This window comes from Shewanella sp. MMG014, assembly GCF_018100775.1.
In the GTDB taxonomy this organism is placed as follows: Bacteria; Pseudomonadota; Gammaproteobacteria; order Enterobacterales; family Shewanellaceae; genus Shewanella; species Shewanella japonica.
On record NZ_JAGJDZ010000015.1, the window covers coordinates 44941 to 59554 of the forward strand.

The following is a 14614-nucleotide window of genomic DNA, read 5'->3' on the forward strand; positions in this document are numbered from 1 at the left end:
ATGTCAGCAAATAATGTCGTCGTTCTTGATTTTGAAACCACAGGTTTATCACCCGATAATGGTGATAGAGCCATTGAAATTGGTGCAGTAAAATTAGTAGATGGTGTCGTGGTTGACTCATTTCAAGAACTGATGAACCCAGGCCGACGGGTAAATAGTTTCATTGAAAACTACACAGGAATTAGCAATCAAATGCTACAAACTGCTGATGATTGCGAAACGGTCATGGCACGCTTTGCAGACTTTATGGGCGACTTTAATCTCGTTGCCCATAACGCCAGCTTTGATAAGAAATTTTTAGACGCAGAGTTCAATAGGATCAATCATCAATACTCAGGTCAGTTTGCTTGTTCTTTACTCTTGTCTCGTAGGATCAATCAAGATGCACCTAATCATAAACTGGGGACATTAGTTGATTATCATCAATTGCCAAATGATGGTGTTTTTCACCGAGCATTAGCAGATGCAACCATGACAGGTCATTTATGGCTCCATCAACTTGAAACTATCAAGCAATATAAACCTCAACAAGCGATCTCTTTTGAGCATATCCAGATGATTACAGGCATGCCAAAAGCTAAAGTTATCGCTTTTCTTAGCCAATAGAATAGTTATGCCGCAGATTGTTGTTGCGGCATTTTGCTTAGCCAATCTTTAAATACAGTAAGCTTAGGTAATCGCTTATCTGAATGGCCGAGCAACTGGGTAATAGCGTAGCAATATTGATAATATAAATTAGGATCAAGACCATCTTTACCCGCATCATCAGTATTGATGATGGCGCCACGTAAATAATGCGTCACCAGTTCAGCTCTATTAAAACCAACAATCTTACCTATCTTATCAATCACATGGTGAAACCAAGCAAAATACTCATCATAGCGCTGCTGATACGCTTGCTGATATACCTCACTTGCATGGGATAAAATATCTTCATTTGGCATCACTCGTTCAATCACAAAACGTTGATTAACTAACGCATCATGTAAACGCCTGCATTGATGAAACAGAAACATATTGAGTGGATCTGCATAAGCTTGTTCATCAAGTTTTGCTTGGGCTAAGCAATGGTTTAAATCATCAATGGCCATTGCCACAATTAAATCAGCTTCATTGGGAAAATGGTTATACACAGTTCCTTTTGAAATTTGGCTAGCCTTCACTAAGTGCGAACGACAAAGATCGAAGGTTTTATGTCCTTTTAAATAGCGCTGTGACACTTCAACTAAGTAATCACCTCGTTGTTGCCAGCTACTCATAATGCATCCCTTACTTTTCATCAATAATTTGTTATCACTTCACATTCGTACAATAACAAGCTTCTTACTTATTCGATATTAAGTAATACTGATACCACTATGAACAATTCCAATAGCCAATATTCCTAAAGATAATGCTAAAAATAGAATTGCTTGAAAGCTTTATTGCTGTTGCAGAAAATGGCAACTTATCAAAGGCTGCTGAACAAATTTGCCGCACTCAATCTGCATTAAGTTTGCAGATTAAAAAGCTTGAAGAAAGCGTTGGTCAACCACTACTTATCCGTGATAACAAAGGGGTCACCTTGACTGAATCAGGTGTCACTTTGCTTAACTATGCTTATAAAATGATGCAGTTAAGTTCACAAGCTTTAGATGATTTAAAAGATGGCCAAAATCGAGAGATCATTCGATTAGGTGTTCCAACAGATTATATAAAACGATATTTAAGCAGCTGTTTATTAGAATTTATTCGTGAATTTACGCGAATTGAATTAGTGATTGATACTGACGTGAGCGGAAACTTATACAAACGCTTACAACAAGGTGAATTTGATGTCATCGTTGCAACTCATTGGCAAACACCGGCTAATGGAGAGTTACTTTTTGAACGACGCTTTCATTGGGTAGCAGCCAAGAATGGTAATGCCCATAAACGCAGCGCTATTCCTATGGCACTGTACCCAGAAAATTGCCCAATTCGCGCGCAAGTCTTTGCCAATCATCAATTAACAATGCGCTCTATCAATGTATTACTATCAACCCCGTCACCACAAGCATTGTGTATGGCCGTTGAAAACGATCTTACCATTGCCCCCATTGCTGAATTTCGGATCAGCGACAAAATGCAAATACTCGATCCCGTTGAGCATGGACTGCCAATATTACCGGTATTCAACGAAGCGCTTTATCTCAATCCTGATACCCAAACAGATGCAACCTTACAGTTAATTTCGTTGATTAAAGCCAATGTTGAAAATCTAGCACATCATAATGATGACAGTGAATAAGTGAACTCGCCTTACTGAAGGTTCGATATCAAAGCATAAGTTGTACTTATTGATAAGATAAAACCTACAAATAAACCGCAATAAAAAACATAAAAAAAGCCCCTAAGATGATGAATTAGAGGCTTTGATTATCAGCAATTATCTTACCCAAAGGGGGAGGCAATTGATAAGCAACTGCTGACTTATCTGCTGTTATAAGTTAACTAAAACACTAAAGAACTACTCTTTATGTTTGTCGTATTTAAACGTGTGACAATCACTACAAATAGGCTTTTTCGCTTTATGTTCACCATGACACTCTTGACAAGGTAACTCTTTGCCATAATGCAAGTTATTATGTGGATTCTGCCATTTGTCTTCTTCACTACGCGCTGTTGTTTCAGCTAAGTCATCAACATCATGACACTGCTGACAAGCTTGATCTGAAGGGAATTGTTTAATCCCCTGATCATGACAAGCTTTACAATCCTTACCAATCACTTCCTTATGATGGTCTCTAATTTCTACTGCTTGAACGCTGGCACTACTTAAACATAATAATCCCAATGCAAGCATTATCTTTAATGTGTTCATCAATAATTCCTCTTGTAAATTGGGTTACGCTTTCATCATGCTACGAGCAGCAGTCATTCCCATGACCATACACTCAGGAATAGAACAACTTCCTAAGCGGCTTACACCATGGATACCACCACAGACTTCGCCAGCAGCGTAAAGCCCTGGAATCGCCACACCCGTGAAGCTGTCTTTTACTTCTGCTTTGGTATTAATTTGAACGCCACCTTGGCAGTAATGCACTTTTGGCCATAAACGCACAACGGTAAAAGGCGCTTCAATATACTTATCTGCAGCCTTAGTCATGTTTTTACCAAACTGCTTATCTTCACCAGATTTAACGTATTGGTTATATTCTTCAATTTGAGTTTTGAGTGCTTTTAACGGCACATTAAAATGCGAAGCTAACTCCTCAACAGAGTCAAATTTCCACCCCACGTTGTACTTAATGACTTTTTTGGTATTAGGATGCTTTTTAGAATCTTTGTAGCTAGTGATTAAAATAGGTGGTAATGCATTCCCTTGTTCATCACGGCACGCAAGTTCAGCATCAGCTCGCGTTTTGCGGTCAGCAATTTCATCCATAAAACGTTGACCAGTTAAACGGTTAATCGCAATAGAATGAGGGAAGTTATAGATAGAATAGTTAGATACATAACCAAAACCACCTTCATCAGGTGACGCCCAAGGGCCAGACTGAATATGTGCTAAATGAACGGGGACGGCACCAAGGCGGAACATTTCATACATGCCTTCGCCTGTAGCACCTGGAGCATTGGTACAACCTACTTCAGAGGTTAACGTTGGATCTTGCGCCATACGTAGATTTACATTTTGAGCAAAACCTCCTGTCGCCATAATCACACCACGTTTTGCACGGATATTAATCACTTTGCCAGGCTGATCTTCGCCAAAGTGATAGTTGTCACGCATTTTAACGCCTAACACTTCACCTTTTTCGCCGACAAGGAAGCCTTCAAACTTAGAACGGTTATGGGTGTGCACACCCAATTCACGGCATTTATGTAACAAAGGCTGAGTAATACCAGCACCACAACTCACCGTTGTTTGGTAAGTTCGAGCAACCGAATGACCGCCGAGTTGCTGTAAATATGGATGATATTCAGACCCTGCATCAAAGGTCATTTGCAATGCTTCCATAGCATGCTCAGCAACATGGCGTAGTAAAGCTTCGTCAGCAATACCACGTCCAGCCGCTAATTGGTCTGCAACCATACGATCTACAGAATCATTAACGCCTTCTTTTGATTGCATTGGCGTACCTGGTGCAGCAAATAAGCCACCATTAATGGCTGAGTTACCTCCAAAATAGGACATTTTTTCAAAAATATGAACGTCCTTGGCACCCAATTTCGTCGCTTCAATTCCTGCTGCTAACCCTGCAAAGCCAGAACCAATAATGACGATTTCAATTTCTTTATCCCACTTAACACCGTCTGCTTTTTCAGAAACAGCCATCGCTGGAGCCACCATTGCAGCACCTGCTGCAACACCAAGCCCTGCGATAAATTTACGGCGTCCTAACAGATCTACATTACTCATAGGTCATCACCCTTTTTTTAAATTGACTCCTTCATCATAAAGATGGAATCAATTCCAAAAAGGGAATCAACCAGGGTTTACTTATATCTAAATAAGTAGATTTACAAAAATGAACCACAGCGCATATTTTAATCAAATATGGATGTGAGATAGCGATTTGGAATAGGTTCCAAATCGCTACTTCAAAGCAAGAAGAATCAATAACACATTACAGATTACTGCTTAGGTAAACATTCAGTGAGTTTATCTACCAATAATCTGACTTTAGGAGATAGATGACGGTTTTGTGGGTACAAAGCCCAAATGCCTTCTTTTTCTTGTTGAAAAGATGCCAGTAGTACATTTAGCTTATTGTCAGCAATAGCCTGTTTAACGTAATAACCAGGTAATTGCACAATTCCTAGGCCTTTTAATGCCGCATCCAATAAACTAATACCGCTACTGCATTGCAGGTTCCCATGTACTTTGATACTTCTCGCCTTACCTAATTCATTAAAGTGCCAGTGAGATTGCGAACCGATTAAACAATTATGCTGACTCAGTTCAGATAATGAATATGGCGCACCAAAACGATTAATATACTCAGGTGCAGCACACACAAATTGCTCACGACTGGTTAGTCGCTTTGCCATCATACTAGAGTCAGGTAATCGGCCTAAGCGAATAGCCAAATCATAACCGCCCTCAACTAAATCTAATTGCCTGTTTGTTAATTCACAAATCACTTCGACATCAGGATATTGCTGCATATAGTCAGTCACAATCGGCATGATAAACTTCTCACCATAGGTCACTGGTGCTGTCAGCTTGATTAACCCTTGCGGTTTATTTTGCAGGCTACTGATGGCTCGCTCAGCTTCTTCGAGACCATCAATCACCTGCCTACAATGCCGATAAAAAACTTGCCCTTCTTCTGTCAGAGAGACTTTTCTGGTGGTACGGTAAAAAAGTTTAGTATTTAATCTATTTTCAATCTGACTAATTTGACGGCTAACTTGGGCTGTTGAAATAGACAAACGCTTACCAGCAGCGGTAAAACTGTCCGTTTCCGCTACTGCGACAAACTCATAAACCCCTTCCCATGGCAGCATTATTACTCACCTGTAAAAGTAATTTGTAATTTAAGCTTATTATCAACTGACAGAAAATAAATACAATAGCTCTATCACTACAAAATCTCATCTACACTAAGTAGATTCAATTTAGTCGTTCATCTTTAATAAGGACAAACACAATGTCAGCACAATTTATTAAGTCTAAAGCCGCTGTTGCATGGGGACCTGGACAACCTTTATCAGTTGAAGAAGTTGATGTCATGTACCCGAAAGCGGGAGAAGTGATGGTAAAGATTATCGCTTCAGGTGTTTGTCATACTGACGCATTTACCCTATCAGGTGATGATCCAGAAGGTGTTTTCCCGGCAATTCTGGGCCATGAAGGTGGCGGGATTGTTGAAATGGTCGGTGAAGGAGTCACTAGTGTTAAAGTCGGTGACCATGTTATTCCTCTTTACACCGCTGAGTGTGGTAAATGTAAGTTCTGTACATCAGGCAAAACCAACCTATGTAGCGCAGTACGTGAAACCCAAGGTAAAGGCTTAATGCCTGATGGTACTACTCGCTTTTATAAAGATGGTGAGCCCATTTTCCATTATATGGGTTGTTCAACATTCTCCGAGTACACCGTATTACCTGAAATATCACTTGCAAAAGTGAATAAAGATGCGCCGCTAGAAGAAGTCTGTTTATTAGGTTGTGGTGTCACTACAGGTATGGGCGCCGTACTTAATACCGCTAAGGTTCAAAAAGGCGATACCGTAGCCATATTTGGTTTAGGTGGTATTGGTTTATCAGCAATTATTGGCGCTACCATGGCTGGAGCTTCACGTATTATTGGTATTGACTTAAATGAATCTAAATTTGAGCTAGCCACAAAGCTTGGCGCGACAGATTGCATTAACCCTAAAAACTACGATAAACCTATTCAAGATGTCATTGTAGAGCTAACCGACGGTGGTGTTGATTTCTCTTTCGAATGTATCGGTAACGTCAATGTGATGCGCAGCGCACTTGAGTGTTGTCATAAAGGTTGGGGAGAGTCTGTGATTATTGGTGTTGCTGGTGCAGGACAAGAAATCTCAACTCGTCCATTCCAGTTGGTGACTGGCCGAGTCTGGAAAGGCAGCGCATTTGGCGGTGTTAAAGGGCGCAGTGAATTACCAGGCATTGTTGAGCAGTATCTAAATGGTGAGTTTAAATTAGATCACTTCATCACTCACACTATGGGCCTTGAAGGAATTAATGATGCTTTCGATTTAATGCACAGCGGAGAAAGTATTCGTTCTGTCATTCATTTCGACAAGTAAGCTCGACACAAATGTTATCTATTCAGAACGCTAACATATTCTGAATTGAACACCTTAAGACAACCATATGCCTTATCAGTTGATAAGGCATTTTCAAAAGAAGTGATAACAACATGACGTTAGAAAATGTCAGCAGTAATAAAGTTTTCGGTGGTTGGTTAAAGCAATATAACCATCATTCAGACACGGTAAATTGCCAAATGCGTTTTGCCATTTACTTACCACCACAAGCGGCAACTCAAAAAGTGCCTGTGCTTTATTGGTTATCAGGTTTAACCTGCACCGATGAAAATGTGATGCAAAAATCAGGTATTCAACGTATAGCTGCGGAACTGGGTATCGCCATTGTCGCTCCTGATACTAGCCCACGTGGTGAGAATGTCGCAGACGACAGCGAAGGTGCTTATGATTTTGGTCTAGGCGCAGGTTTTTATGTCAATGCGACTCAAGCCCCTTTTAATACCCATTATCAAATGTATGACTACGTTGTGAACGAGTTGCCAGAACTCATTGAACAACACTTTCCTATTTCTCAGCTGCGCAGCATAAGCGGTCACTCAATGGGTGGACATGGCGCTATAACGATTGGTCTTAAAAATGCCGATCGATATCAGTCTATATCAGCGTTTAGTCCTATTTGTCATCCAATGGATTGCCCATGGGGATTGAAAGCTTTTAATGGATATTTAGGTCAAGATAAACAAGATTGGCTTGAATATGACAGCGTTGAGCTAATGAAAGCATCAAATTCAACCTTACCTATGCTGGTGGATCAAGGCACTGACGATAACTTCCTTGAAGAACAACTCAAGCCCGAAACCTTAGCCGAAGCCGCGAAAGCTAAACAATACCCTTTAACTTTGAGAATGCAGCAAGGTTATGATCATAGTTACTTTTTTATTAGTAGTTTTATCGAAGAACATCTACGTTTCCATAGTGAATACTTGTTAGCAGAGTGAAGCTTGAAAGCTATTGCATAAAAAGGAGTGACCCTTAACAGGCTCATTCCTTTTTATTATATTTAATTTATTTAGTTAGGTTTAAGTTTGGCAAAATACAGTTTCGAAGCTTGTCTGACTTTAGGTGCTAATAAAATAGCAGACGTCATCGTCGGAATAGCCATTAAGGCATATGCCGCATCAATAATATTAACAATTTCTTGAATACTTGCCGTTGCAGCAAATAAAATCGCACACAAGAAAAAGTACTGATATAAACGTAACCGTTGACGACCAAATAAAAATGCAAAGCACTGGCCACCATAAAATGCTTGAGTAAAAATGGTACTGATACTGAAAAACACCACACACAATATCAACAGATAAGGCCCTACTCCTGGCATTGTCATTTCAAACGCTTGGGCAGATAAATTAACACCTTGTGCTTCACCCGTTTGCCAAACCCCAGAAATCAAGATGATCATTGCTGTTGCAGTACACACTAACAAAGTGTCAATGGCTGGACCAAGCATAGCGACAAGGCCTTCTTTAACAGGTTCATTGGTTCTCGCACTACCATGAGCCATCACTTCGGTACCAATACCCGCTTCATTTGAAAAAGCCGCACGACGAATGCCAATTAGCATCGTACCTAATATGCCGCCCCCAACTGAGTTTAATGAAAAAGCCTCAGTAAAAATTAATACAAAGTAATGAGGTATTTCAGTTATATGAGTCGCAATAACATAAAAAGCACAGCTCATATAAATGAGGATCATCAATGGCACCACCTTTGATGCCACAGATGCAATACGTTTGATCCCGCCTAAAATAACGCTAGCAACAATCAGCATAACGACGATACCCAGTGATAAATCGATCCAAAAAGTAGATTCATTAGCTGGAAAATATCCTGGTTTTACAATTAGCCATTCACGAATAATCTGTACCAGTTGATTAGAGTTAAATAATGGAAAGTTACCCACTAGGCCTACAACACAAAAGAAAACTGCTAAAAAGTGCCACTTTTTAGATAACCCTTGAGTAATAATGTACATAGGGCCACCTTGTACATCGCCATTTTCATCTTTACCTCGATACATTATCGCTAAGGTACAAGTAAAAAATTTGGTCGCCATTCCAACAATGGCACTGATCCACATCCAAAAAATAGCGCCTGGACCACCCACCATGATTGCGACAGCGACACTGCCGATGTTGCCCATTCCAACGGTACCTGCCATTGCACTGGAGAGTGCACCAGCGTGACTAATATGCCCTTCTGCACCTTTATCTGGATGTTTACCCCTTACAATATTAATGGCATGACCAATATATCGAAACGGAATAAACCTCGAATAAATAAGGAAAAAAAGCCCTCCGCCCACAAGTAATACCAACATATGTGGGCCCCAAGCTAAATCGGCTATTTGGGCAGTAATAGAAACAAGAGACATGAAAAGTTATATTTTTGTTAAATGTAACTATTGAAAATACGGACAAAAACCGCTTTGTGCAATGATAAATCAGCGTAAACTATGACAATTAACGGTTAATTCAAAGGCAATAATATGGCAAAAATCGAAATTTTAGTCGGTACAACGCAAGGTGGTACTGAATATGTAGCAGACGATATGGCTGCAGAATTAGACAAATTAGGCCACGAAACTCAAATACATCTCACTCCTAATTTATCTGAATTAGACCCCAAATCCCTATGGATGATCGTCAGTTCTACACATGGAGCTGGTGATCTTCCCGACAATATAGCGCCTTTTTATCAACAATTGATCGCCACAAATGATGATCTTACAGAGCTAAAATATGCGTTATGCGCTATTGGTGATTCAAGTTACGATACTTTTTGCCAAGGTCCAGAAAAAATAATTTCAAGGTTAGATCAACTCGGTGCAATCTCATTTGTGAATAAGATCCAAATCGATGTTCAAATGGATCCAGTACCTGAAGATGCCGCGCTTGCTTGGTTAGCTCAATGGCAATCGTCGATCACTCCCACTAATTAAGTTAATATCTTCATTTATACTCACAATAATAGTCAATCTTATCCACAATAAGTTAATTTACAAGATAACTATGTGGATAAGGTATTATTTTATCCGATCATAACTTTGTATTGATCCACACCTGATCTGCTTAAAGATCCCCCCTGTGGATAAGTAGCCGATCTATCCCCAACTTATATTGAATTAGATCGCAGTTAGATCACAAGATCGTTTATCTATTACCCGTTGAATATAAAGAAAAATTAGGCTTACCCACAGAAAAGTACGATCCTAATAATAAACATAACAAAGAGATCTTTAAAAAGATCTTAAGATCTATTAAGCAAACCTCCTCTGATCGAAAGACGAAAATTGATCATTCCCGAAAAGCAAACCAGGTGCTAAAATACTCGGCTCAGAGAGTCTTTTGTTTAAAGATCTAAATTAGAAATTTATTTTATCCAAGGTTACAAAATGCATTTTCATGAACGGTTTGATGTAATTGTTGTTGGTGGTGGTCATGCCGGAACCGAAGCAGCCTTAGCAGCTGCCAGAATGGGATCAAAAACCCTATTACTGACACACAATATTGATACCCTTGGACAAATGTCTTGTAATCCAGCCATTGGTGGGATTGGCAAAGGCCATTTGGTAAAAGAAATTGATGCCTTAGGCGGTGCAATGGCAACCGCAACTGACTTTGCAGGTATCCAATTTAGAACATTAAATTCAAGCAAAGGCCCAGCTGTTAGAGCGACTCGTGCTCAAGCTGATAGAGCTTTGTATCGTCAAAAAATACAACAAATTTTACAACATCAACCCAACCTACGTATTTTTCAACAAGCTGTAGACGATTTAGTTGTTGAAAACAATAAAGTTTTAGGTGTTGTTACTCAAATGGGCTTAGCATTTGAAGCCCCAAGCGTTGTATTAACAACCGGTACTTTCCTAAGTGGTAAAATTCATATTGGTTTAGAAAATTACAGCGGCGGAAGAGCGGGTGATCCACCTGCAATTGCACTCGCTAATAGACTAAAAGAATTACCAATTCGTGTTGGACGTCTAAAAACGGGCACGCCACCAAGAATTGATGCAAACACGATTGATTTCGATAAAATGCAAGAACAAAAAGGTGATAGTCCGTTACCTGTCATGTCATTCATTGGTGATGTTAGCCAGCATCCTGAACAAGTTTCTTGTTACATCACACATACCAATGAAAAAACTCACGATATTATTCGTGGAGGACTCGATCGTAGCCCAATGTACTCAGGTGTTATTGAAGGAATTGGTCCAAGATATTGCCCATCGATCGAAGATAAAATTAATCGTTTTGCAGACAAAAACTCCCATCAAATTTTTATTGAACCAGAAGGGTTAACCACTAATGAGATCTACCCTAATGGGATCTCAACAAGTTTACCTTTCGATGTACAATTGAATTTGGTTAGATCTATTCAAGGTATGGAAAATGCTGAGATAATTCGTCCTGGATACGCCATTGAATATGATTATTTTGATCCAAGAGATCTTAAAAACTCTTTAGAAACTAAAAATATTGATGGTTTATTCTTTGCTGGACAAATTAACGGAACAACCGGATATGAAGAAGCGGGCGCACAAGGCTTGTTAGCTGGTATGAATGCATCGTTGCAAGTACAAGGCAAAGAAGTTTGGTGTCCAAGACGCGATCAGGCATACATTGGCGTATTGGTTGACGATTTATCAACACTTGGCACAAAAGAACCTTACCGCATGTTTACCAGTCGTGCTGAATACCGTTTGTTACTTCGTGAAGACAATGCTGATTTACGTCTCACTGAAAAAGGCCGTGAATTAGGCTTAGTTGATGATGAGCGCTGGCAGAAGTTTAGTGAAAAACAAGAGTTAATTGAAACTGAATTACAGCGTTTACGCAGTAATTGGGTTCATAAAAACTCACCGTTACTGGATGTATTGAATCCTGAATTAAATACACCTATTTCACGTGAAGCATCATTTGAAGATTTATTACGTCGTCCAGAAATGGATTACGGTAAATTAATGAGTTTAGAAGGTTTCGGCCCAGGTGTTGACGATCCGCGTGCTGCAGAGCAAGTTCAGATCCAAGTGAAATATTCAGGCTATATTCAAAGACAACAGGGTGAAATTGACAAAGCAATCCGTCATGAAACGACTGTTTTACCATTGGATTTGGATTATCAAGAAGTGCAAGGTTTGTCGAATGAGGTCATTGCTAAGATGAATGAGCATAAACCTGAAACCATTGGCCAAGCTTCACGTATTTCTGGAATGACCCCAGCCGCCATTTCGATTTTGCTTGTACACCTTAAAAAACGTGGTTTATTACGTAAAAGCGCATAAATCGCAGTAAAAAGTTGTGTTTTAACCAATAAGGGAAGCATTGAGACTTCCCTTAGTCATTTCTGCCATTCATAATACCCGATGATTAACGATTCCCTTTGATTTAGAGGTCACTTAGCGTGTTAGCCGATCAACTTAAGATTTATCTTGCTGAAACTGGTATATCAGCAACAGAAACTCAACAACAACAGCTTGTTGGGTTTGTTACCATGCTAAATAAATGGAATAAAGCTTATAACTTAACTTCGGTTAGAGATCCTGAACAGATGTTAATCCGTCATGTTATGGACAGTTTAGTGGTTTCTCCTTATCTTAAAGGGCAGCGTTTTATTGATGTTGGGACTGGACCTGGTTTACCTGGGATCCCACTAGCAATTCTTAATCCCGATAAAGAGTTTGTATTACTTGATAGTTTAGGAAAACGTATTCGTTTTCAAAAACAGGTTCAATTTGAATTAAAGATCAATAACATTACTTCAGTTGAAAGTCGTGTTGAGGCCTATGAGCCCGAGCAAAAATTTGATGGCGTAATTAGCCGTGCTTTTGCATCAATTGAAGACATGTTGACTTGGTGTCATCACTTACCAGCTGACAATGGCCAATTTTATGCACTTAAAGGCCAACTTAGTGATGCAGAAATGGCCAGTATTCCTAACGAGTTTACAGTCACTGAAACCATTTCATTAACAGTGCCAAAGCTCGATGAGCAAAGACATCTGTTAAAACTGACCAAGAAATAATAGTCACGAAAAAATAAATATTATCGGACATCGTAAATAAGTCCTTAGGGTGAACACGTGGGTAAAATCATTGCCGTAGCCAACCAGAAAGGTGGCGTTGGAAAAACAACAACTTGTGTTAATTTAGCAGCATCACTTGCAGCCACAAAACGCAAAGTGCTGTTAATCGATCTTGATCCGCAAGGTAATGCCACTATGGGCAGCGGTGTCGATAAATATGAAGTTGAAAATACCGCATACGAATTGCTTGTTGAAGAAAAGCCGTTCGAAGAGATAGTGATCAAAGATACGACCGGTAAATATGACCTTATTGCGGGTAATGGTGATGTAACTGCAGCAGAAATTAAGCTGATGGAGTTTTTTGCAAGAGAAATTCGATTAAAAAATGCTTTGGCAGCAGTAAAAGATGATTATGATTTTATTTTTATTGACTGTCCGCCATCGCTCAACATGTTAACGGTCAATGCGATGTCTGCCGCTGATTCTGTATTAGTGCCAATGCAGTGTGAATACTATGCATTAGAAGGTTTAACTGCATTGATCGATACCATCACCAAATTAGGTGCGATGGTTAACCCTAATTTGAGCATCGAAGGGATCTTACGAACCATGTATGATCCTCGAAACCGTTTATCTAATGATGTGTCCGATCAGCTTAAACAACATTTTGGCGAAAAAGTATATCGCACCGTTATTCCAAGAAATATCCGTTTAGCTGAAGCGCCTAGTTTTGGTGCTCCTGCGATGTATTATGATAAATCAAGTGCTGGCGCCAAAGCCTATTTAGCTTTAGCGGGTGAAATTATTCGCCGTGCAGAGCAACAAACAGAATCAAAGTAAGCGTAAGGGAATAAAATGACGTTAAAAAAACGTGGTTTAGGTAAAGGTTTGGATGCATTACTAAGCAACAGTAGCGCTGCGAATAGAAAAACAGAACAGACTCAACCTAACATCAATATCGACCAAGCGCCGAAAGAAGATGGTTTATTAATGCTAGATGTGGATTTATTGCAATCTGGTAAATATCAGCCGCGTAAAGACATGTCACCAGAAGCACTGGATGAATTAGCTGAATCTATTAAGTCACAAGGTATCATTCAACCCATTGTTGTTCGGAAAGTTGATGCTGAAAGATACGAAATCATTGCTGGCGAACGTCGTTGGAGAGCATCGCAAATTGCTCAATTAGAGCAAGTTCCTTGTATTGTTAAGCAAGTACCTGATGAATCCGCCGTAGCAATTGCCTTGATTGAAAATATCCAGCGTGAAGACCTTAACGCAATGGAAGAAGCCATTGCATTACAACGTTTACTTGAAGAATTTGAATTAACCCATCAACAAACGGCTGATGCGGTCGGAAAATCTAGAGCAAGTGTTTCTAACTTATTACGATTAAACAGTTTAAATGAGCCTGTAAAACGTTTATTAGAGTATGGCGATATTGATATGGGTCACGCTCGAGCATTATTGGCTATTGAAGGTGATGAACAAACAAACCTTGCTCGATTAGTCGCTTCTAAAGAAATGACAGTTCGTGAAACTGAACGATTAGTGAATAAAGCCCTAAATCCTACCAAAGAAGCCGAAAAGCCAGCTAAAGATCATGATGTAACCCGCTTGGAGCAACAGTTAATTGAAAAATTAGGTGCTAAAGTGGCTATAAATCATGGCAGTAAAGGTAAAGGTAAAATTGTAATAAACTACCAAGATCTTGCTGAATTAGATGGAATACTTAGCAAAATCCACTAAATCCTCCAACAAAGTCATTTCAATAGTAACTTTGTAACAAGGCGTAAATTTGAGATTTTAGAAATTTA

Annotated in this window: 14 protein-coding genes; 9 read left to right on the forward strand and 5 right to left on the reverse strand. The window is 39.5% G+C overall.

Translation table 11 applies throughout. The annotated features are described in order from the left end of the window. Positions 1 to 606, forward strand: a complete 606-nt coding sequence (locus tag J8L86_RS19390; protein WP_055025472.1) for a 3'-5' exonuclease — start codon at positions 1 to 3, stop codon at positions 604 to 606. Between the two features lie 5 nt (positions 607 to 611). Here J8L86_RS19390 and J8L86_RS19395 read toward each other — a convergent pair whose 3' ends face one another. Further along, positions 612 to 1259, reverse strand: a complete 648-nt coding sequence (locus J8L86_RS19395) for a TetR/AcrR family transcriptional regulator (RefSeq protein WP_065108807.1) — start codon at positions 1257 to 1259, stop codon at positions 612 to 614. Between the two features lie 134 nt (positions 1260 to 1393). Between J8L86_RS19395 and J8L86_RS19400 the strand changes: the two genes are divergently transcribed. After that, positions 1394 to 2269, forward strand: a complete 876-nt coding sequence (locus J8L86_RS19400; RefSeq protein WP_055025470.1) for a LysR family transcriptional regulator — start codon at positions 1394 to 1396, stop codon at positions 2267 to 2269. Positions 2270 to 2488: 219 nt separating this feature from the next. On the opposite strand, the gene J8L86_RS19405 is transcribed toward J8L86_RS19400, so the two are convergent. The 3 genes from J8L86_RS19405 to J8L86_RS19415 form a co-directional block, all read right to left on the reverse strand. After that, entirely contained in the window at positions 2489 to 2842 is a 354-nt protein-coding gene (locus tag J8L86_RS19405) for a cytochrome c3 family protein (RefSeq protein WP_211031319.1), read from the reverse strand. Positions 2843 to 2866: 24 nt separating this feature from the next. Then, entirely contained in the window at positions 2867 to 4387 is a 1521-nt protein-coding gene (locus J8L86_RS19410; RefSeq protein WP_211031320.1) for a flavocytochrome c, read from the reverse strand. 215 nt (positions 4388 to 4602) lie between these two features. Further along, on the reverse strand, positions 4603 to 5478 hold the full coding sequence (locus J8L86_RS19415) for a LysR substrate-binding domain-containing protein (RefSeq protein WP_080917314.1): 876 nt from the start codon (positions 5476 to 5478) through the stop codon (positions 4603 to 4605). 143 nt (positions 5479 to 5621) lie between these two features. Between J8L86_RS19415 and J8L86_RS19420 the strand changes: the two genes are divergently transcribed. Further along, positions 5622 to 6752: an S-(hydroxymethyl)glutathione dehydrogenase/class III alcohol dehydrogenase gene (locus tag J8L86_RS19420; protein WP_055025466.1), complete on the forward strand. Its 1131-nt coding sequence runs from the start codon at positions 5622 to 5624 to the stop codon at positions 6750 to 6752. 113 nt (positions 6753 to 6865) lie between these two features. After that, positions 6866 to 7711 carry an S-formylglutathione hydrolase gene (gene fghA, locus J8L86_RS19425; protein WP_211031321.1) on the forward strand — a complete coding sequence of 282 codons (846 nt, stop codon included), beginning with the start codon at positions 6866 to 6868 and terminating at the stop codon, positions 7709 to 7711. Between the two features lie 71 nt (positions 7712 to 7782). Here the strand turns inward: fghA and J8L86_RS19430 are convergent, their stop codons facing one another. Continuing rightward, positions 7783 to 9147: an alanine/glycine:cation symporter family protein gene (locus J8L86_RS19430; protein ID WP_211031322.1), complete on the reverse strand. Its 1365-nt coding sequence runs from the start codon at positions 9145 to 9147 to the stop codon at positions 7783 to 7785. 114 nt (positions 9148 to 9261) lie between these two features. On the opposite strand from J8L86_RS19430, the gene mioC reads away from it, so the two are divergent. The 5 genes from mioC to J8L86_RS19455 all read left to right on the forward strand — a co-directional run bounded on the left by mioC (position 9262) and on the right by J8L86_RS19455 (position 14546). Next, complete coding sequence (gene mioC / locus J8L86_RS19435) at positions 9262 to 9714, forward strand: FMN-binding protein MioC (RefSeq protein ID WP_080917308.1); 453 nt, start codon at positions 9262 to 9264, stop codon at positions 9712 to 9714. A 453-nt stretch (positions 9715 to 10167) separates the two neighbouring features. Beyond that, positions 10168 to 12057, forward strand: a complete 1890-nt coding sequence (gene mnmG / locus J8L86_RS19440) for a tRNA uridine-5-carboxymethylaminomethyl(34) synthesis enzyme MnmG (RefSeq protein ID WP_065108815.1) — start codon at positions 10168 to 10170, stop codon at positions 12055 to 12057. A gap of 119 nt (positions 12058 to 12176) precedes the next feature. After that, complete coding sequence (gene rsmG, locus J8L86_RS19445; protein WP_055025459.1) at positions 12177 to 12797, forward strand: 16S rRNA (guanine(527)-N(7))-methyltransferase RsmG; 621 nt, start codon at positions 12177 to 12179, stop codon at positions 12795 to 12797. A 57-nt stretch (positions 12798 to 12854) separates the two neighbouring features. Next, positions 12855 to 13637, forward strand: coding sequence for a ParA family protein (locus tag J8L86_RS19450; protein WP_055025458.1), 783 nt, complete (start codon positions 12855 to 12857; stop codon positions 13635 to 13637). Between the two features lie 15 nt (positions 13638 to 13652). After that, the gene (locus J8L86_RS19455; RefSeq protein ID WP_055025457.1) at positions 13653 to 14546 is read left to right on the forward strand and encodes a ParB/RepB/Spo0J family partition protein; all 894 of its coding nucleotides are present in this window, start codon (positions 13653 to 13655) and stop codon (positions 14544 to 14546) included. Positions 14547 to 14614: the final 68 nt, after the last annotated feature.